The 19653-nt window shown below is 71.8% G+C and carries 15 protein-coding genes and 1 pseudogene; 11 read left to right on the top strand and 5 right to left on the bottom strand.

What is annotated here, in order from left to right:
- Nucleotides 1-129 precede the first annotated feature (129 nt).
- The 4 genes and pseudogenes from rplU to V1633_RS33750 all read left to right on the top strand — a co-directional run bounded on the left by rplU (nt 130) and on the right by V1633_RS33750 (nt 3057).
- Nucleotides 130-444 (top strand): 50S ribosomal protein L21, encoded by a 315-nt coding sequence (gene rplU, locus V1633_RS33765; protein WP_331218354.1) that lies wholly within the window; start codon nt 130-132, stop codon nt 442-444.
- A 30-nt stretch (nt 445-474) separates the two neighbouring features.
- Complete coding sequence (gene rpmA / locus V1633_RS33760) at nt 475-732, top strand: 50S ribosomal protein L27 (RefSeq protein WP_331218353.1); 258 nt, start codon at nt 475-477, stop codon at nt 730-732.
- Between the two features lie 166 nt (nt 733-898).
- Nucleotides 899-2329, top strand: a pseudogene (gene obgE, locus V1633_RS33755) (GTPase ObgE); the annotation flags it as partial.
- Nucleotides 2330-2610: 281 nt separating this feature from the next.
- Complete coding sequence (locus tag V1633_RS33750) at nt 2611-3057, top strand: GNAT family N-acetyltransferase (RefSeq protein ID WP_331218352.1); 447 nt, start codon at nt 2611-2613, stop codon at nt 3055-3057.
- A 195-nt stretch (nt 3058-3252) separates the two neighbouring features.
- On the opposite strand, the gene trpS is transcribed toward V1633_RS33750, so the two are convergent.
- The 3 genes from trpS to V1633_RS33735 all read right to left on the bottom strand — a co-directional run bounded on the left by trpS (nt 3253) and on the right by V1633_RS33735 (nt 9145).
- Nucleotides 3253-4284, bottom strand: coding sequence for a tryptophan--tRNA ligase (gene trpS, locus V1633_RS33745; RefSeq protein ID WP_331218351.1), 1032 nt, complete (start codon nt 4282-4284; stop codon nt 3253-3255).
- A 263-nt stretch (nt 4285-4547) separates the two neighbouring features.
- The gene (locus V1633_RS33740) at nt 4548-7265 is read right to left on the bottom strand and encodes a PQQ-dependent sugar dehydrogenase (RefSeq protein ID WP_331218350.1); all 2718 of its coding nucleotides are present in this window, start codon (nt 7263-7265) and stop codon (nt 4548-4550) included.
- A 302-nt stretch (nt 7266-7567) separates the two neighbouring features.
- On the bottom strand, nt 7568-9145 hold the full coding sequence (locus tag V1633_RS33735; RefSeq protein ID WP_331218349.1) for an RtcB family protein: 1578 nt from the start codon (nt 9143-9145) through the stop codon (nt 7568-7570).
- A 270-nt stretch (nt 9146-9415) separates the two neighbouring features.
- On the opposite strand from V1633_RS33735, the gene V1633_RS33730 reads away from it, so the two are divergent.
- Nucleotides 9416-10303, top strand: a complete 888-nt coding sequence (locus tag V1633_RS33730; protein ID WP_331218348.1) for a polysaccharide deacetylase family protein — start codon at nt 9416-9418, stop codon at nt 10301-10303.
- Nucleotides 10304-10326: 23 nt separating this feature from the next.
- On the opposite strand, the gene V1633_RS33725 is transcribed toward V1633_RS33730, so the two are convergent.
- Entirely contained in the window at nt 10327-10545 is a 219-nt protein-coding gene (locus V1633_RS33725; protein WP_331218347.1) for a DUF397 domain-containing protein, read from the bottom strand.
- Nucleotides 10546-10613: 68 nt separating this feature from the next.
- Here V1633_RS33725 and pepN point away from each other — a divergent pair, with 68 nt between their 5' ends.
- The 6 genes from pepN to V1633_RS33695 all read left to right on the top strand — a co-directional run bounded on the left by pepN (nt 10614) and on the right by V1633_RS33695 (nt 17458).
- A complete protein-coding gene (gene pepN / locus V1633_RS33720) occupies nt 10614-13166 on the top strand; it encodes an aminopeptidase N (RefSeq protein ID WP_331218346.1) in 2553 nt (850 codons plus the stop codon).
- Nucleotides 13167-13283: 117 nt separating this feature from the next.
- Nucleotides 13284-13880 (top strand): nicotinate-nucleotide adenylyltransferase, encoded by a 597-nt coding sequence (gene nadD / locus V1633_RS33715; RefSeq protein ID WP_331218345.1) that lies wholly within the window; start codon nt 13284-13286, stop codon nt 13878-13880.
- 100 nt (nt 13881-13980) lie between these two features.
- The gene (gene rsfS / locus V1633_RS33710; protein ID WP_331218344.1) at nt 13981-14379 is read left to right on the top strand and encodes a ribosome silencing factor; all 399 of its coding nucleotides are present in this window, start codon (nt 13981-13983) and stop codon (nt 14377-14379) included.
- A complete protein-coding gene (locus V1633_RS33705) occupies nt 14376-15005 on the top strand; it encodes a histidine phosphatase family protein (RefSeq protein ID WP_331218343.1) in 630 nt (209 codons plus the stop codon). The genes rsfS and V1633_RS33705 overlap by 4 nt, the downstream gene beginning before the upstream one ends.
- A gap of 220 nt (nt 15006-15225) precedes the next feature.
- Nucleotides 15226-16071, top strand: a complete 846-nt coding sequence (locus V1633_RS33700; protein ID WP_331218342.1) for a DegV family protein — start codon at nt 15226-15228, stop codon at nt 16069-16071.
- A gap of 169 nt (nt 16072-16240) precedes the next feature.
- Nucleotides 16241-17458, top strand: a complete 1218-nt coding sequence (locus V1633_RS33695; protein ID WP_331218341.1) for an alginate lyase family protein — start codon at nt 16241-16243, stop codon at nt 17456-17458.
- 60 nt (nt 17459-17518) lie between these two features.
- Here the strand turns inward: V1633_RS33695 and V1633_RS33690 are convergent, their stop codons facing one another.
- Nucleotides 17519-19414: a hypothetical protein gene (locus V1633_RS33690; protein ID WP_331218340.1), complete on the bottom strand. Its 1896-nt coding sequence runs from the start codon at nt 19412-19414 to the stop codon at nt 17519-17521.
- Between the last annotated feature and the right edge of the window lie 239 nt (nt 19415-19653).

The following is a 19653-nucleotide window of genomic DNA, read 5'->3' as shown; positions in this document are numbered from 1 at the left end:
CATGGCGTACGCTGGCCTGCGGCGCGATTTACGTGCTACGTTCTCGCGCGCCCGCCCCGCACCTGGTGCGGTGGAGTGGGCGACACGAAAACACCATCCGCAGCCTCAATGACAGGGAGTCCGCCTCCGATGTACGCGATCGTCAAGACCGGCGGCAAGCAGTACAAGGTCGCCGAGGGCGACGTGATCGAGGTTGAGAAGCTGACCGGGCAGCCCGGTGACGCGGTCAAGTTCACCGCCGTGCTGCTCGTCGACGGCGACGACCTGGTGACCGACGCGGCGCGGTTGGCCAACGTCGCGGTGTCCGGTGAGATCGCCGCGCACACCAAGGGTCCGAAGATCCGGATCCACAAGTTCAAGAACAAGACCGGTTACCACAAGCGTCAGGGTCACCGTCAGCCGTTGACCCAGGTCAAGGTGACCGGGATCACCAACGGTAAGTAAGCGTCCAGCGGAAAGACAGGTCGTCCTCAGATGGCTCACAAAAAGGGTGCGTCCAGCTCGCGTAACGGCCGCGACTCCGCGGCGCAGCGGCTCGGCGTCAAGCGGTTCGGTGGTCAGCTGGTCAACGCCGGCGAGATCCTGATCCGGCAGCGGGGCACGAAGTTCCACCCCGGTGACCTGGTCGGCCGTGGCAGCGACGACACGCTCTTCGCTCTGGCCCACGGCGCGGTCCAGTTCGGTACCAAGCGCGGCCGCAAGGTCGTCAGCATCGTGCCGACCGAGCGGTAACGTTCAGTTTTCCGGCGGAGCGGGCCGCGGACCTGGTGTCCCCGGCCCGCTCCGCCGTTTCACGTGTGGAGCGCTGTCCCGCGCCACCGCACGACGCCGTACGTGCCGGTGATCCGGGCGACGGTTGCGCCGCCGCTGTGCCGGCGCCGATGAAAGGATTGACAACGTGACGATGTTCGTTGACCGGGTCGTGCTGCACCTGCAGGCCGGTGACGGCGGGCACGGGTGCGTGTCGATCCACCGGGAGAAGTTCAAGCCGTTCGGCGGTCCCGACGGCGGTAACGGCGGACACGGCGGCAGCGTCTCCCTGGTCGTCGACCCGCAGGTGCACACCCTCCTCGACTTCCACTTCCGGCCGCACGTCAAGGCCGAGAACGGCCGTGGCGGTTCGGGTTCCAACCGGGACGGGGCCAACGGCGCCGACCTGGTGCTCAAGGTGCCGGACGGTACGGTCGTGTACGGCATGGACGGCACCGTCCTCGCCGACCTGATCGGCGCCGGTACGACGTTCGAGGTGGCCCGTGGCGGTCGGGGTGGCCGGGGCAACGCGGCGCTGGCCAGCAGTCGACGCAAGGCCCCCGGATTCGCCGAACTGGGCGAGCCGGGCGACCGGCTCGACGCGGTCCTCGAACTCAAGAGCGTGGCGGACATCGGGCTGGTCGGCTTCCCGTCCGCCGGCAAGTCGTCGCTGATCTCGGTCCTGTCGGCGGCCAAGCCGAAGATCGCGGACTACCCGTTCACCACCCTGGTGCCGAACCTCGGCGTGGTCCGGGTGGACGATCACACCTTCACCGTCGCCGACGTACCGGGGCTGATCCCGGGGGCGGCCACCGGCAAGGGACTGGGCCTGGAGTTCCTGCGGCACATCGAGCGCTGTGCCGTGCTGGCCCACGTCGTCGACGCGGCCACCCTGGAGCCGGGGCGCGACCCGCTGGCCGACATCGACGCGATCGAGGCCGAGTTGGCCGAGTACGGCGGGCTGGCCGACCGGCCGCGGATCGTCGTACTCAACAAGATCGACGTACCGGACGGCCGTGACCTGGCCGAGATCGTCCGGCCCGACATCGAGGCGCGCGGCCTGCGGGTCTTCGAGGTCTCCGCGGTCACCCGGGAGGGGCTGCGGGAGCTGACCTTCGCGATGGCCGACCTGGTCGAGCGGTTCCGGGCGGCGGCGCCGGTGCTGGAGCCGACCCGGATCGTCATCCGACCGCCGGCCGTCGACGACGCCGGTTTTGTCATCGAGCAGGCGCCCGACGGGGCGTACGTGGTGAAGGGTCCGAGGCCGGAGCGTTGGGTCCGGCAGACGAACTTCGACAACGACGAGGCGGTCGGCTACCTGGCCGACCGGCTCGCCCGGTTGGGCGTCGAGGAGCAGCTCGCCAAGGCCGGTGCCGAGCCGGGTGACCTGGTCCGGATCGGCGAGCGGGAGTTCGACTGGCAGCCGACGCTGTACGCCGGTGAGGAGTACACGCCGACCGCCAGGGGAACCGACAGGCGGCTGGAGGAGAAGCAGACCCGGGCGACGGCGGCGGAACGGCTCGCGGCCCGCAAGGCCCGTCGGCAGCGTCCGGCGGACGAGTTGGCCGCCGAGGGGCCGGCGACGGCCGTGGCCGCCGGTGAGGTCGGAACGTTGGCGAACGGTGTGGCCGATGACGCCGGGACGGTGGAGCCGGATCCGGCTGACAGCGCCGGGACCTCGGCGCAGCCGGACCCGAGTGGCAGCGCCGGGAGCTCGGCGAACACCGCGGACGACGAGGGGACGAGGGCGCCGGGTCGCCCCGGTACCGTCGACGGGGACGCGGATTAGTTCACCAACCTCCGGATTCGGGCCACCCGGGCGAAACCTTGTCGAAACGCCTCCTGGTTAACGTCGACAGGGTGCTGATCGAGTCGCGTCCGTCGTCGGACCCGGAGCTGGCCGCCCTGGTCGTGGCGCAGCAGCGCGAACTCCGGGAGACCGGACGGGTCGACCGGCGGGCTTTCTCGCCGTACGACGACGTACGTCACCTGGTCGGCGTGCAGGCCGGCCGGGCCGTCGCCTGCGGGGCGATCCGCTCGGTGGACCGGGAGACGGCCGAGATCACCCGGATGTACGTCCGCCCCGCGCACCGGGGCCGGGGTCTGGGCCGGCAACTGCTCGGCGCCCTGGAGGAGCTGGCGCTCTGGAGTGGGCACAGCGTGCTGCGGCTGGAGACCGGTCGCCAGCTCGTCCGCGCGATCGGGCTGTACGTCTCCGCCGGCTACGCCGAGATCGCGGTCTACGGCGAGTACGTCGACAACCCGCAGAGCGTCTGTTTCGAGAAGCGACTCCCGGTCCCGGCCTGACACCCGCCGCCCCGCCAGGCCGACCGTCGTCGCGCCGGCGTCGGTTCGGCTGACCGAGGCCGTGCTTTCCGCCGGCGGCTCGGCTGGCGTGGCGTCGGGCGTCGGCTCGGCTGACCGGGGCCGACCTGGCCGCCGGGGCGTCGGGTCGGTCGGTGAGCCGGGGAGGCGTCCGCTCGGCCGGGACCGGTGGTCGCTTCAGGTCAGCAGGCCGATTGCCCGCTTGGCCCGGTACACCGTGTCGGCCGCGCTGTCCCGGGCACGTTCCGCTCCCTCGACCAGCACCTGCCGGACGTACCCGGGATCGCGGGCGAGTTCGGCGTGCCGGAGCCGGATCGGCCGCAGCAACCCGTCGACGGCCTCCACCACCGCCGTCTTGAGCTGGGCGTACGACCGGTAGCCGGCGGTCAGCGCGGTGGGTGGGTCACCTACGGCGGCGGCGAGGATGTCCAGCAGGTTCGCCAACCCGGGGCGGGACTGCGGGTCGTACTCGACGGTACGGCCGGGATCGGTCACCGCGCGCGTCACCTTGCGGCGGATCACCTCCGGCGGGTCGAGCAGGAAGATGATTCCCGCGTCGGTCTCGGCGGTCTTGCCCATCTTCCTGGTCGGGTCGGCCAGGTCCATCACCCTGGCCGAGACGGTCGGGAGGACCGCGCGGGGCACCACGAACGTGTCGCCGTAGCGGGTGTTGAACCGGTTGGCGACCGCCCGGGTGAGTTCCAGGTGCTGGCTCTGGTCGGCGCCGACCGGCACCTCGTGCACGTCGTGCAGCAGGATGTCGGCGGCCATCAGCACCGGATAGCTGAGCAGGCTCAGCCGGACATTCGGCTGGGTGACGGACTTCTCCCTGAACTGGATCATGCGCTGTGCCTCCCCGTAGCCGGTGGTGCACTCCAGCAGGTAGTGCAGCTCGGTGTGCTGCGGCACCTGGGACTGCACGTAGAGGGTCACCCGGTCCGGGTCGAGCCCGGCGGCGAGCAGCGTGGTCGCCTGTTCCAGGGTGTTCGCCCGTACCTCGTTCGGCTGGTGCGTCACGGTGAGCGCGTGCAGGTCGGCGAGGAAGACGATGGTCTCCGCGCGGTACTGGCCGGTCACGATCGGCCGGATCGCACCGAGCAGGTTGCCCAGGTGCAGGTGCCCGGTGGGTTTGAGGCCGGTGATCCGGCGTACCCCGGGGGTCGGCCGCGGGTGCGCGGTGGGCGTGGTGAGGGACGCGGTCGGGGTCATGGTCGGTAACTCCTTGCCGGTACGGGGGCCGCCACCGCCCGGGGGAGCGCAAACGAAACGGCCGCCCGGGAGGGGCGGCCGTTGGCTGTTTCGGGTACGCGGATGCGAGGGCCGCCCGTCAGGGCGCCCACCAACTGGTCGTTGTCATCCGCACGCCGTCAACGGTAGCAGGGCGGCCGGGCCGGCACCCCCCACTTGCCGGTGCGGAGGTGAAAGGAAGGGCCCCTTCCTCTACAAAGAGCGATAAGAAGGGGCCCTTCCTTTCAGCCGGGTACGCCGACGTTGAGTTCGGCGACGGTCGCCCACCGGCTGCCGTCGACGGCGCCGAGGGTACGCAACCGGATGTACCGGCCGCTGGTCGGCGGGATGGTCACGGTCTGCTCCGCCGCGCTGTTCGGGAAGGTGCCGGTCGCTACCGGAGTGCCCCAACTGCTCCGGCTGTTCGAGACGTACACCTCGTAGCCGGTGATCCGGCCGGCGGTGGAACCCTGCCGGGGCAGGTAGTAGAGCCGGTTCACGGTCCGGGTCGAGCCCAGGTCCAGGTCGATCCAGTGCGGGTGGTTCGGACTGCTCAGCAGCCGCTGGGTGTGCCAGATCGACGAGGAACTGCCGTCCCGGACATTGTTGGGACGGCCGTTGACCAGCAGGGTCTCCTGACTGTCCGCCCCGGCCACCGACCACTGCGACTGCGGCAGCCGGACACTGCCGGACTGCGGCGCGTACGTCGCGGTGTAGCTGGTCGGCGTGGCCGGCGCCGTGATCACGTGTGACTGGCCGCCGCCGTCGGACCAACTGCCGAAGACGTACGGGACGCCGCCCACGGTCTGCGGGGTGACCGCGCTGACCGTGTTGCTCGACCCCTGGATGACGGTACGGGTGAACGGCGTCGCCTGTTCGGTGGCGCCGACGACCAGCCGCAGCCCGGTCGGGCTGGTGTCGAAGGTCAGGTCGACGGTCTTCGGGTCGAGCCGGACGCTGGTGCTGTGGGCCAGCCCGCCGCTGTCGGTGGCGGTCAGGACCAGTTCCAGGTAGGACGGGTACTCGTGGTCGGGCCCGAACAGACTGCCGCTGGCCCCGGTGAAGTCCTGCAGCGTGTGGGTGTGGCAGTTGTCCAGCGTGTAGCAGTGGTGCAGCAGCATCCGCCACTGCAGGGCGCTGGCCGGCAGGGTGCCCTGGTCGGGGTCGGTGGCGTGGCCGGTGAAGCTGATCGTGTCGTTGACCGCCCAGGTGAAGCCCGCGTCCGGGGTGTCGATCACCGCGGTGGGCATGCTGTTGCCGGTCTGGATCGGCACCGTCTGGGTGGCCGAGGCGTTCAACGTGTCGTACACGGTCAGCCGGGCGGTGTACGGTCCGCCGGCCGGGTAGGTGTACGTCGCCGTCGGGGTGGTCGCGTCGACGGTGCCGTCGTTGGTGAAGTCCCACTCGAAGCGGAGCCGGCCCACGTCGGCCGGGTCGGCGTCGGAGGATCCGGTGCCGTCGAAGGTGACGGTCAGCGGGGCCGTGCCGGAGGTCGGCGTGGCGCTGATCGAGGCGACCGGCGGCTGGTTGCCGGGGAAGTAGCGGACCCGGCGTACCGAACCGGCGTGGTCGACGTAGTAGAGGTCGCCACCGGGGCCCATCTCGAGGTCGACCGGGTTGGCCGCGGCGCTGCCGAAGGTACGGCGGTTCGCCGCCCCCGGCAGCCCGCCTGGCGCGTCGGGCAGCATCGCCCAGATGCAGTCCCGGGAGTAGTCGGAGAAGAAGAGCGCACCGGCGTACTCGGTCGGGTAGCTGCCACCGGCCGCCGGGTAGAAGGCGGCTCCGGAGACCGACGAGCTGCCGGTCGGGCACGCCTCCCCGGTGACGACCCGGGCCGCGTGGTCGTACGTGTAGAACGGCGCGGTCTGGCCGTCACCGGTGTAGAGGTTCTCGCAGAGGTCGAGGTTGGCGCCGTCGTATCCGCTCTGCCGCCCGGTGCCCTCGTAGCAGGGCCAGCCGAAGTTGGTCACCCCGGACGTCGGGTTGGCCACCCGGTTGACCTCCTCCCACCGAGTCCAGCCGACGTCACCGAGCCAGACCTCGCTGGTGCCGGGCCGGACGGTGAACCGGTACGGGTTGCGCAGGCCCTGGGCGACGATCCGTCGGGTGTTCGGGTCGGCGCTGGCCGCGAGCGGGTTGCCCGGGGCGGCGGCGCCGGTCAGCGGGTCCAGCCGGAGCACCGTGCCGTCCAGGCTGGTCGGGTCGGCCGGGGTCCGCAGGTCCTGGGCGCGCAGCGCGCCGCCCTCGGCGGTCGGCGGGGTCATCGCCCCGCCGGGCGGGTCGGCGCAGGGGTTGTGCGGGTTGCCGAGCTGGCCGTAGTCGACCAGGTCGTAGCTGGCTCCGTCGCCCGCGCTGACGTAGAGCATGCCGTCGGCGCCGAAGGCCAGGTCACCGGTGGCGTGGCTGGCGTACTGCTGGCACCAGTCCTGCACGAAGACCTGCTCGGTGCCGGTCATGGTGTCGCCGCTGGCGGTCAACCGGGAGAGTCGACCGGTCACCACGCACCGGCCGCCGTTGGTGCCGCCGACCGAGGCACAGTTGTCGTTCCAGTACGGCGCGGTCTGCCCGGGTGGCGCGTCGTACGCGTACAGCACGTACACGTACGGCTGGGTCGGGAAGTCCGGGTGCAGGGTGAGGCCGAGCAGCCCTCGGTCGTGCTGGTTGTGCACGTTCGCCGACAGGTCGGCGAAGACGCTCGCCGTGGTGTCCGCGAGGTCGTCGTACACCTTGATCCGGCCGCCCTTCTCGGCGACGAAGATCCGGCCGTCCGGAGCGAACTCCAGATTGGTCGGCTGGTTGAGGCCGGTGAAGACGACCTGCTCCTGGAAACCGGTGGGCAGCACCACCGCGGCGGCCGGTGCCGTGCCGCCGGTGACCGGTGCGGCCAGCGCGGCGATCAGGGCGACCGTGAGGCCGGTGCGGAGCAGACGGGCGGTTGATGACGGTTGCGCGGGTGACGGCATGCATGCTCCCCAACTTGGCGCAGCTCCAAGTGGACAAAGGACCTGTCACGCTAGGGGGACACGCCGGAGTGGGCAGCCTCGCCGCGCCCGGAGTGAGCATCCCGGGACTACGGGCCAAACTCGCGACGTTCGTCAATGGGATGTTGTCGCCCGGACCCCGACGCACCGCCTCCACGGATCATCGGAGCGGGTCGGGGCCGGTCGGGCGAAACTACTCCGCCCGACCGGCCCGACCTCGGGTCACCCCCTTGACGGCCGGAGGTGTCGCTTCCCGGCGGCCACCACGACCGGCGGCCGGGAGATCATCCCTTCACTGTCAGGATCGGCCGCAGTTCCACCACCGGCTCAGCCACCCCGGCGGTGCGCAGGCTCTCCACCACCGGGCCGACCTCCTTGTACACCCAGGGCGCCTCCTGCTTCAGGTCACGCCGCCAGGCGTCCACGATGTCCCGCCGGCCGGCCACCGTCGGATCGCCGGGGTCGAGCGGGGTGACCACCCGGAACTCCCGCAGGAACGCGTCCAGTTGGTCGTCGCTGCCCCGGGCTGCCGCACCCCGGGGCACGCTGCGCCCCGCGCCGTGGCAGGCGCTGCCCAGCGACCGGGGATTGCCGAGCCCGCGGAGCAGGTGGCTCGGTGCGCCCATCGAGCCCGGGACCAGCACCGGCTCACCCCAGGCCCGGCCACCGTCCCGACCGGTGCCGTCCGCCCCGCCCGCCGGGGTGGCGCCTTTGCGGTGCAGGACGGCGCCGTCCGGTTCCGGCCAGAGCAGGTTGTGCGGTGCGTCGTAGACCAGTCGTGACCGGAGTTCTCCGGCGCTGATGTCAGCGAGCCCGGCCCGCATCATCAGCGCCAGGAAGAACCGGTTGCCGATGGCGAAGTTCGCCGCGTTGGCGAACGCGGTCAGGTAACGCTGCCGTCCGGTCGCCGTCCGTTCGTCGAGCAGCATCGGCAGGATCCGGTTGCGGGGCATCGGCACCGTGCGCGGCCAGGCCGCCTTCGCCTGGTCGCGGCCGGTCGCGTTGGCCTGGTGGCCGAGCGAGAGCGAACCGCTGTGCACCATCAGCACCACCTGACCGGGGGTCAGACCCCAGGCGTACGCGGTCGCGCCGTCGTGCACCCGGGAGACGTACTGCAGTTCGGCGAAGTGGTTGCCGCCGCCGACACTGCCGATGATGCTGTCGTAACTCGTCCCGCCGCCGCTGGTGATCCAGTCCTGGAAGTCGTCGGCGGAGGAGACCGGGAAGCCGACCGAGTGCAGTCGGCCGTCCAGGTCGCCGAGGTCGTCCGGGCCGACCTGCCGCCAGGCGCCGGCGTCGGCCCGAGCGGCCGGCCCACCGGGTACGCCGTCGGCGAGCAGCCCCGGCAGTCCCTCCCGGAGCAGTCCCTCGCGTTGTCGGGGGGTCAGCCCTATTCGGCGGCCCCCCTCGAAGAACAGGTGTCGTAGCCGTCGTTCCAGGCGGTCGAGGTGCGGCCGGACCTGCTCCACGGTCAGCGAGGTGGCCTCGACCCGCATTCCGCAGTTGATGTCGTTGCCGACCGCCTGCGGGATCAGCGCGCCGACGGTACGCAGCACCGTGCCGATCGGGATGCCGGCACCCTTGTGGAAGTCGGGGGTGCAGACGACCCGGTCGAGGCGCGGCTCGGTGTCGAGCCCGGGTACGGCGTGCCCGAGCCGCCGCAGCGTGTCGGCGGTCTCCAGCACGGTGAGCAGTTCGTCGATCGCCACGGATTCGACAGGTACGTCTGCTCGGGCGCAGATCTCGACCGGAACGTCGTACGGGTTGGGCAGGTGGAGCCAGGAGTCGTCGATCCGGACCGGTCGGGGGTCGGGTCGTCTGGTCGGAGCTGAGCTTCGTCCGGTGGGAGTTGAGGAGGGCACGCGAAACCTTTCGGGGCTGCCAGGAGGTGGATGTGGGCCATCGGCACGCGCGGGACGCGTGCGGGCGGGCGGACGGTGCCGCCGGTATCCGGTTGTGCTCGTCGGTTCAGCAGCCGCGAGGTCAAGATCAGAGTAGGTGCGGCGGTTTCGGGCCGGCAAGCTGATTACCGCCGCGGCCGTCCTGGACGACCGACTGACCAGGAAGTTTGCTCCGGATCCCGATGAAGATCATCACTTGGCGAGGGGTGTCTGTCGTCCTAGGGTCGGCGGATGGGCGCGAACCGGATTCACCTTGCTGTCGCGGCGGTCCGGGCAGCACGCTCGTCGGCGGCACGGGGCGGTGGCCGGCGCCGGGCGCTGGCCGTACCGGTGCTCGCCGTGGTGTTCGCCGCTGCGCTGTCCGGCCTGGGCGGCTGTGGAACCGGACCGGCCGGGGACCGGTCCCCGGCGGCCGGCGGGGCGGGCCGGTCCCCGGCGGACGGCGGACCCGGCAACCCGACCCCCGTCCCGACCGGTCCGTACGCGGCCCGGCTGCCGCGCTTCCCGGCGGCGCCGGTGCCGGAACCGGTGACCGTGCCCGACGGCCCGCTGGCCGGTTGGTACAGCCGGATCCCCACCGAACAGCCGGTGGCGTTCCTGACCATCGACGACGGCTGGATCAGGAAGCCGGAGGCGCGCCAACTGCTCGTCGACGCGCACGTGCCGGTGACGCTCTTCCTCACCACCAACGCGGTCAAGGACGACCCCGACTTCTTCCGCGGCCTGCCGGACAACGTGGCCATCGAGGCGCACACCGTCACCCACCAGGTGCTGCGGGGCAAGTCGTACCGGACCCAGCGGCGCGAGATCTGCGGATCCGCCGACCGGTTGGCCGCTTGGTACGGCCGCCGCCCGCTCCTGTTCCGCCCGCCGGGCGGCAGCAGGGACGACACCACGCTGCGGGCGACCCGGGACTGCGGCCTGAAGGCGGCCTTCTTCTGGACGGAGACCGTGGACAAGGGCAAGGTCCGCTACCAGACCGCGGAACACCGGGTGCACGCCGGGGACATCATCCTGATGCACTTCCGGGACCGGTTCGTCGACGACTTCACCGCCGCGCTGACCGCGATGCACGAGGCCGGACTGACGCCGGCCCTACTCGGGGACTACCTGCGTTGACCAGGGCCGACGGCCGACCCGGTTCACTCGAGGTCGAACTCGCCGTCCTGGGCGCCGGCCACGAAGGCGTCCCACTCCGCCTGGGTGAAGACCAGCACGGGACCGTCCGGCTCGGCGGAGTTCCGCATGCCGATCAGGTCGTCGACGAAGGCGATCTCGACCGCGCCCTCCGAATCGTCTCCCTCGGCACGTTGCCACACGGCGCGCGACAGGTCGAAATCGCCCTTCGGATGCTGCGCCATCGTCGGTTCCTCCATCAACGGGTCGCCGGATCCGCCGCCTGCGGGATCCCATGGTGCAGGATATGCGGATGTCGAGCCTGACCCGGGTAGCGGCCGCCGAGCGCGCCGCCCTGCTCGCCGCCGAGTCCTACGCCATCGACCTGGACCTGACCGGCGACGAGCGGACCTTCCGGTCCACCACCACCGTCCACTTCCGGTGTACGACGCCGGGTGCCACCACCTTCGTCGAGGTCCGACCCGCGCAACTGCTCCGGGTACGCCTCAACGGCGTCGACCTGGACCCGGAGGCGCTGGCGGACAACCAGTACCCGCTGACCGGGCTGGGTGCCGAGAACGTGCTCACCGTCGAGGCGGAGATGGCGTACTCGAACAGCGGGGAGGGGCTGCACCGGTTCGTGGACCCCGCCGACGGCGCCTGCTACCTCTACGCCATGTCCGGTATGGACAACGCGCAGCGGATTTTCGCCTGCTTCGACCAGCCCGACCTGAAGGCGCCGGTGACCCTGACCGTCACCGCGCCGCCGGAGTGGACCGTGGCCGGTAACGGTGAACTCGCCGGCACCCCGGCCCCGGGCCGGTGGGAGTTCGCGCCGACCCCGCCGCTGGCCACGTACTTCGTGACCGTCGTCGCGGGGCCGTACCACGTGGTCCGGGCGGAGCATGACGGGATCCCGCTGGGCCTCTACTGCCGCCGGTCGCTCGCCGGGCACCTCGACCGGGAGGCCGAGGAGATCTTCACGGTCACCCGTCAGTGCCTGGACCGGCTGCACGAACTGTTCGAGGTGCGCTACCCGTTCGGCAAGTACGACCAGGCATTCGTCCCGGAGTTCAACATGGGGGCGATGGAGAACCCGGGCCTGGTGACCTTCCGCGACGACCTGGTCTTCCGGTCCGCGGTCACCGACGACGAGCGCGAGTCGCGGGCCAACGTCGTGGCGCACGAGATGGCGCACATGTGGTTCGGTGACCTGGTCACCCTGCGCTGGTGGGACGACCTGTGGCTGAACGAGTCGTTCGCCGAGTACTTCGGCACCCGGGTGATCGCCGAGGCGACCCGGTTCGACCGGGCCTGGACCACGTTCGGGCTGCGCCGCAAGGCCTGGGGATACACGGCCGACCAGCGCCCGTCCACCCATCCGGTGGCGCCGCCGGAGGTGACCGACGCCGCGCAGGGGCTCTCCAACCTCGACGGGATCTCGTACGCCAAGGGTGCCGCGGTGCTCCGCCAGCTCGTCGCCTGGCTCGGTGACGAGGCGTTCCTGGCCGGGCTGCGGGCCTTCTTCGCCGCCCACCGGTTCGGCAACGCCACCCTCGCCGACCTGCTCGCCGCGCTCTCCGCCAGCAGCGGTCGGGACCTGGGCGGCTGGGCCGAGGTGTGGCTGCGCCAACCGCAGGTGAACACGCTGCGGACCGAGGTACGGCTGACCGGGGACGGGCGCTACGCCGAGGTCGCCATCGTGCAGAGCGCGCCGACGGCGTACCCGGTGCTGCGTCCGCACCGGATCGGGGTCGGGCTCTACGACGCCGCCTCGACGGGGACGGTACCGACCGGGCCTGGGGGGACAGCCGACCCGGACGTCCGGCTGCGCCGCCGGTTCGAGGTGGATCTCGACCCGGCGCACGACCAGGGCCGTACGGTGCTCGCCGGGCTGGCCGGCGAACCGGCGGCCCGGGTGCTGCTGCCGAACGACGGCGACCTGACCTTCGCCAAGATCCGTCTTGATCCGGCCTCCGCCGCCGCCGTGCCGGAGGTGCTGCCCGGACTGGCCGACCCGCTGGCCCGGGCGGTGCTCTGGGGCGGGATGATCGACGCGGCCACCGACGCGGACCGACCTGTCACCGACCTGGTGGAGATGATCACCTCGGCCCTGCCGGCCGAGACCGAGGTCATCGTCGTTCAGGACGTGTTGACCATGGTGCGGCCACTGATCGACCGCTACCTGGACCCGGACGCGCGGGAGGCGGCGCTGGCCGGGGTGGCGGCGGCCTGCGACAGGTTGCTGACCGAGGCGAAGGCCGGCGACTCCATGCAGCTCACCGCCGCCCGGGGACTGATCGCATCGACCCGGGACGTCGGCCGGCTCACCGGCTGGCTCGCCGGTGGGGACGTACCTGCCGGGCTCGCCGTCGACACCGACCTGCGCTGGACGGTGTTGCGCCGGCTCGCCGTACTCGGTGCGGTGGGGGAGTCGGAGATCGCCGCCGAGCAGGTCGCCGACCCCAGCGCCACCGGGGCGGAGCGGGCGGCGGAGTGCCGGGCGGCGCGACCGGACCGGGGCGCCAAGCAACGGGCCTGGCAGGTCGTCATGGCGGACACCGACCTCTCCAACCGGCTGGTGCTGGCCAACGCGACGGGTTTCTGGCAACCCGAGCAGACCGAGCTGACCGCGTCCTACGTGGAGCGGTACTTCGCCGAGATCGGCGAGGCGGCCGGTCGGCGTACCCAGTGGGTGGCCGACCGGGTCGCGGCCGCCGGCTATCCGCGCTACGCCGTCTCGACGCGGACCCGGGAGCTGGCGGCGGCGCTGCTGGCCCGGCCTGACCTGCCGCGCGGGCTGCGTCGGGTGATCACCGACGCCGACGACGACCTGCGCCGGGCCCTGCTCGCCCGCACCCGCTGAGCCGTCCCGCCGAACCGCCGTCCCGCCGAACCGCCCCGCCTGCCGCCGGTCGCCCCGGCACTGCGATCTGTCCCATGCCGGGGCCGTCCGGCGGGGCGGCCGGCCTACGATCACCACGTGGAGGAGAAGATCCGACGGATAGGGATCATGGGGGGCACGTTCGACCCGATCCATCACGGGCACCTGGTCGCCGCGAACGAGGTGGCCGACCGGTTCGAGTTGGACGAGGTGCTGTTCGTACCCACCGGGCAGCCCTGGCAGAAGGCGGACGAGCCGGTCAGCCCGGCCGAGGACCGCTACCTGATGACCGTGATCGCCACCGCCTCGAACCCGCGGTTCCAGGTCAGCCGGGTCGACATCGACCGGGGCGGGCCGACCTACACCGTCGACACTCTGCGTGACCTGCACGACCAGTACGGCCCGAAGGTGCAGCTGTTCTTCATCACCGGAGCCGACGCGCTGGAGAAGATCCTCTCCTGGAAGGATCTCGACCAGATGTTCGAGCTGGCGCACTTCATCGGGGTGACCCGTCCCGGCTTCGAACTGTCCGACGCGCACCTGCCGGCCGACACGGTGAGTCTGGTGGAGGTCCCGGCGATGGCCATCTCCTCGACCGACTGCCGCCGCCGGGTGGCCGCCGGTGGCCCGGTCTGGTACCTGCTGCCGGACGGTGTGGTGCAGTACATCGCGAAACGACGGCTGTACCAGGGGTGATTTCGCCCGGTACGTGCCTTGTCGTTCTGATAACCGCCGGGCCGTACGACGCCCTCGTGTGAGAGGCTAGAAGGGCCCTACGGTTGATCGAAGGAGAATGGTGACAGCTTCCGAACGCGCCCATGAGCTGGCAACGGCCGCCGCGCAGGCCGCCGCCGACAAGAAGGCGCAGGACATCGTCATCATCGACGTGTCGGACCAGCTGGTGATCACCGACGCGTTCCTGCTCGCCTCCGCGCCCAACGAGCGCCAGGTGACCGCGATCGTGGACGCGATCGAGGAACGGCTGGCCGGCCTGCCGGAGAAGGCCAAGCCGGTGCGACGGGAGGGCGAACGGGCGGGCCGCTGGGTGCTGCTCGACTACGTCGACCTGGTGGTGCACGTCCAGCACACCGAGGAGCGCGAGTTCTACGCTCTCGACCGGCTCTGGAAGGACTGCCCGACCGTCCCGTTCGTGGACCGGGACCTGGTGGAGGCCGAGGCGGGCGCCGCCGAATGACCCGGCTGATCGTCTGGCGGCACGGCAACACCGACTGGAACGCCGTCAACCGGGTGCAGGGACAGCTCGACGTACCGCTCAACGACCTCGGCCGGGAACAGGCCGCCGCCGCCGCACCGCTGCTGGCCGCGCTCCGGCCCGACGCCATCGTCGCCAGCGACCTGAGCCGGGCCGCCGACACCGCCGCCGCCCTGGTCGCGGTGACCGGCCTGCCGGTCCGGACCGACCCCCGGCTGCGGGAACGGTTCTACGGGCAGTGGCAGGGGCTCACCATGACCGAGGTCGCCCAACGGTTCCCCGTCGAGCACACCCGCTGGCGCGCCGGCGAGCCGGATCCCGGCTGCGAGGTGGAGAGCCTCGACGAGCTCGGCAAGCGGGTCGGCACCGCGTTGCAGGACGCGGCCGACGCGACACCGGGCGGCACCGTCGTGGTTGCCACGCACGGCGGCGGTGCCCGGCAGGGCTGCGGTTACCTGCTCGGCTGGGACTCCCTGGTGCTCCGCGCCGTCGGCTCGCTGAACAACTGCCACTGGACCGAACTCCGGCACGACGAGGTCCGCGGTTGGCAGCTGCGCGGCCACAACGTCGGGCTGATCGCCCAGGGACCGACACCGGCCGCCATCTGACCCCCGCCCGGCCGCGCTCCGCGTCGGGCCCCGCCGACGGGCGTCGGGTCACGTCCCGCCGGCGGTCGGCCCCGTCGACGGGCGTCGGGTCGACGCCCCGTCAGCGGTCGGCCTCGTTGGTGGTCGGCCTCGCCGGACGGACGCCGAGTCGCGCCCCGTCCGGTCAGACCCGGCGGCCACGCACTCTCTCTTTCCCCGGATGATCGGCTACCGTGCCGGAATGCCCGTCGCGGTTGTCACCGACTCCACCGCCTACCTCCCGCCGGAACTCGCCGACCGGTACCGGCTCACCGTCGTGCCGCTCACCGTCGTCGCGGACGGGGTGGCCGGGCTGGAGGGCGTCGACGTCACCCCGGCCGACGCCGCCCGGGCGTTGAGTGCGCGGCGGAGCACGATGACCACCTCCCGTCCGGCCCCGGAACAGTTCGTCCGGACGTACCGCCGACTGCTCGGGGACGGGGCCACCGGCGTGGTCTCGGTACACCTGTCGGCGGAACTCTCCGGCACGGTCGAGGCGGCCCGGCTCGCCGCCGCCGAGGTCGGTGACCGGGTCGCCGTGGTCGACGCCCGATCGACCGGGATGGGCCTGGGTTTTCCGGCCGTCGCCGCCGGCGAGACCGCCGACCGGGGCGCGCCGCTGGCGGAGGTACGGCAGGCCGCGCTCGACACCATCGACCGGACCAGCACCCTCTTCTATCTCGACACCCTGGAACTCCTCCGGCGCGGTGGCCGGATCAACGCCGCCGGGGCGCTGCTCGGCACGGCGTTGTCGGTCAAGCCGATCCTGCACGTCGTCAACGGCACGATCGCGCTGCGGGACCGGGTCCGTACCGCCGGGCGGGGGCTGGCCCGGCTGGTCGACCTGGCCGTCGAGGAGGCCGGGCCGGGTGATGTCGACGTCGCCGTCCACCATCTCGCCGCCCCGGGGCGGGCCGCCGAACTCGCCGAGGCGCTCGCCTCCCGGCTCGGCCCCCGGCTGCGCACCCGGTACGTGACCGAGGCGGGCGCGGTGGTCGGCGCGCACGTCGGGCCGGGCCTGGCCTGTGTCGTGGTGCACCGGGTGTAAGGAAGGGCCCCCTGTTATCGCTTTTTGTATAGGAAGGGCCCCTTCCTAACACCTGGCCCCGCAACGGGTTGACTGTGGTCGATTCGCGTGATCGCATTGGATAAGAAACCTTCCTAAGAGTCGTCGCCCGGTCGGCGGCGCCTCCGTGTTCCGAGCAGGAGGAAGTGCTGTGTCCAGGTCACGTCTCCGGGGCAGGATCCCCCGCCTGATCGCCCTCGGCGCACTGCTGGCCGCGACGGCGGTGGTGGTCCCGTACGCCGCTCCCGGCACCTCGTCGCCGGCCCAGGCCGCGCCGGCCACCTTCACCCACCCCGGGGTGCTGGTCAGCCGCCCGCAACTCGACTTCATCCGGTCCCGGGTCAACGCCGGCGCACAACCCTGGCGCGGCGCCTACGACCAGATGATGGCGAGCAACTTCGCCTCGCTGTCGCGTACCCCGAAGCCGCGGGCGGTCGTCGAGTGCGGGTCGTACTCGAACCCCAACAACGGCTGCACCGACGAACGGCAGGACGCGCTCGCCGCGTACACCCTCGCGCTGGCCTGGTACATCACCCAGGACAGCCGGTACGCCGAGAAGGCCATCCAGATCATGGACGCCTGGTCGGCGGTGATCCAGGACCACACCAACAGCAACGCTCCGCTGCAGACCGCCTGGGCCGGATCGAGCTGGCCCCGGGCTGCGGAGATCATCCGTTACACGTACGGCGGCTGGTCCTCGACCGGCGTCAACCGGTTCGCCACCATGCTCCGCAACGTCTACCTGCCGGAGATCGTCAACGGCAACATGACGAGCAACGGCAACTGGGAACTGAGCATGATGGAGGCCGCCCTCGGCATCTCGGTCTTCCTGGAGGACCGGGGTGTCTACGACCGGGCGCTCGCCAAGTTCCGCGACCGGCTGCCCGCCTTCCTCTACCTGACCACCGACGGCGCCTACCCCCGGGGACCGGTCGGCAGCCACATCGACACCCGGGCCGAGGTGGTGTCGTACTGGCACGACCAGGCGACGTTCGTCGACGGCCTGTCCCAGGAGACCTGCCGGGACTTCACCCACACCGGGTACGGCATCTCGGCGATCTCCCACGTCGCGGAGACGCTCCGGCACCAGGGCCAGGACATCTATCCCGAGATCCAGGACCGGCTCCGGCACGCGCTCGGCCTGCACGCCCGCTACGAGTTGGGTGACCCGGTGCCGTCCTCGATCTGCGGCGGCTCGCTGACCCTCGGCCTCGGCCCGGTCACCGAGGTCGCGTTCAACGCGCTGAACTTCCGGCGCGGCGTGCCGATGACCCGTACCCAGCAGCTCACCGAGCAGCAGCGTCCGGCCGGCACGAACTACCTCTTCGTCGCGTGGGAGACGCTGACCCACGCCAGCAACCCGTACTGAGCCGGGCACGGCCGGCCCGGGCCGACACGACCTGCCGAGGTCGCGTCGACCCGGGCCTGTTCATCGCTGATCGTCGGCCGCGCGACGGCGGATACCGGTCCAGATCCGGCGCCCGGCCCGGACCCCGCTCACCCGGGCCAGCCGGGACAGGGCGCGGCGGTGCGGCGGCCGGGGCACCGGGGTGCCGGTGATCCGGGCGTACGTGACCGAGGAGGACCTGCGGGCCGTCCCGGGTTCCAGTTGGTGCGAGGCGACCGCGAGGTAGGCGAAGTGCTGCAGGAGCTTGTGGTTGGCCGGCCCGGTGCCCTGGACGTGCCGGGCGAGCGTGCGTACCACCCGCGGCCGCTGGATCAGTTGGCTGATCGGGCCCTGCGCGGTGTCCAGCAGGTCGCAGATGGCGGGTATCCCGTCACCGTCCCAGATCCGGGTCGCGGTGGACGGCCCGGTCGAGGCGCTGACGTACGGCACCTCGGCCCACTCCGGAACCAGCCGGCCGGTCAGCCGCCGGTGCATGGTCCGGTCGCGCTTCTGCTCGAGGGTGAGGGTGAACGAGGCGGCGACGAACGCGGGGGAGAGGCACGGCGCGATCAGCCCCACCGTGTACGCCGCACTGCTCCACCGGCGCATCCGCTCGGTCAGGTAGAGGTAGTCGGCCAGCGCCAGGCCCTGGATGCCGAGGTCGTCGGCGTGGGCCAGCAGGTCGGCGACCCGGGCCTGCTCCCGGGCGACGGCGTCCGGGGCGACGAACGTGACCGGCAGCGCACCCATCACCCGCGCCGCGGCCGCCTCCGCCGGGGTCGACCGACCGTCGGCCCCCTCCTTCGGATACCAGAAGTCGATGGCGAGTTCCCCGGCCGCACCGCTGAGGGTGGCCGGAGGGAGGGACTCCGGCAGCCGCACCGGCACGGCCGGCCGGACGGCGTACGACGAGGGGTACTGGTAGTCGTACTGCCGTTGCAGCCGGCGGATGCGCTCGCGCAGGCCCACGTCGAGGACGGCGGCGGGGGCGCCGGCGAGCCCCAGTTCGTGCTCCGGCCGCAGGCCGCGCTTGTCCTGGAGCAGTTGGACGAGGCGCCGGGCGACCTCACCCTCGGCCCTGGTGTCCTCGTGGGTGTAGAACCGGGGCAGCCGACCGCTGGCGATGACCGCGGCGGCGATGAGTCGGGAGTCCTTGCCGCCGGAGAGACCCATGGTCATCTCGCCGTCGTACAGCCGGTAGAAGCTGTCGGTGCTGGTGGTGAGCGCGTGGGCGGCCCGGTCCAGCGACTCCTCCAGCGGGCGTCCCCGGGCCTCGATACCGGCCAGCACGATGTCGTCGGCCGCGTACCGGCGTTGCGAGGTCACCGTCCAGCCACCGCCGCCGCGACGTTCGCCGGTGATCCGCTCGCCGGGGCGCAGCAGCCGGGTGCCGTGGATCGGCGACAGCTCGCCCCCGAAGTGTCCACAGAGGGCGTACGACGTCCATCCGTCGAGGTCCGGCGTGACCCTGCCGGTCAGAAAGCTGGCCAGCGGGCTGGGACGGTTGGCCAGGGCGGTGACACCGTCGGCCTCGCCGACGAAGAGCCGGCACATGCCGAGCCAGTCCTGCTGGACGGCGAACCGACCCGTGCTGTCCAGGGCGAGCAGGCCGAACGGCGGCACGACCTCCCGGTGCACGTCAGCGCCGGTGAGCAGGTCCCGGGCCAGGTCGACCGGACCTCCGGCCAGCTCCGGCCCCACCGGCAGCCCGAGCGACACGGCGGTGACCGGTCCCTCGACGGCGACCGCCGGCCACCGGTACGCGCCCCGGTCGGCGGGGTGCAGCACGGTCACGCCCCAGTCGTCACCGCCGGCCTCGTACCGCTGGTAGGTCTTCGGTACCAGCCCGTTGACCGCCTTCTCGAACCGTCTCCGGGCGGTACGGCGGGCACCGTCGGAGAGCGTGCGGTTGGCGAACCACGCCAGTACCAGATCCATGTGTGGCCCCCGTTTGCTGCCCTCGATGACGGAAGCAAAGTCCTATCGGTCGGAGATAACGGGGACCGGAACGGGAGATGAACCGGTACGGCCGGAGATCCGAACGCGCGACCGCTCTCCGGCGGTGACGGGCGGGGATCGGTTGCCGAGGACGGCCGGCGGGCTGGCGCCGCATAGCAGATCTGTCCATGATCAGGGCGTTGTCCACAGTGTGGCTGGTTGTCCACAGCGGCGGACGA

Source organism: Plantactinospora sonchi, assembly GCF_036422035.1.
GTDB classification, from domain to species: domain Bacteria; phylum Actinomycetota; class Actinomycetes; order Mycobacteriales; family Micromonosporaceae; genus Plantactinospora; species Plantactinospora sonchi.
This window is presented reverse-complemented; position numbering and strand designations above follow the sequence as displayed.

Bases quoted from the DNA above. Each gene is read 5' to 3' on its own strand.
- rpmA (WP_331218353.1), top strand. From the start codon at position 475: ATGGCTCACAAAAAGGGTGCGTCCAGCTCGCGTAACGGCCGCGACTCC.
- pepN (WP_331218346.1), top strand. From the start codon at position 10,614: ATGTCGAGCCTGACCCGGGTAGCGGCCGCCGAGCGCGCCGCCCTGCTC.
- rplU (WP_331218354.1), top strand. From the start codon at position 130: ATGTACGCGATCGTCAAGACCGGCGGCAAGCAGTACAAGGTCGCCGAG.
- V1633_RS33690 (WP_331218340.1), bottom strand. From the start codon at position 19,414: ATGGATCTGGTACTGGCGTGGTTCGCCAACCGCACGCTCTCCGACGGT.
- trpS (WP_331218351.1), bottom strand. From the start codon at position 4,284: ATGACCCCGACCGCGTCCCTCACCACGCCCACCGCGCACCCGCGGCCG.
- V1633_RS33730 (WP_331218348.1), top strand. From the start codon at position 9,416: ATGGGCGCGAACCGGATTCACCTTGCTGTCGCGGCGGTCCGGGCAGCA.
- V1633_RS33700 (WP_331218342.1), top strand. From the start codon at position 15,226: ATGCCCGTCGCGGTTGTCACCGACTCCACCGCCTACCTCCCGCCGGAA.
- V1633_RS33740 (WP_331218350.1), bottom strand. From the start codon at position 7,265: ATGCCGTCACCCGCGCAACCGTCATCAACCGCCCGTCTGCTCCGCACC.
- V1633_RS33705 (WP_331218343.1), top strand. From the start codon at position 14,376: ATGACCCGGCTGATCGTCTGGCGGCACGGCAACACCGACTGGAACGCC.
- V1633_RS33725 (WP_331218347.1), bottom strand. From the start codon at position 10,545: ATGGCGCAGCATCCGAAGGGCGATTTCGACCTGTCGCGCGCCGTGTGG.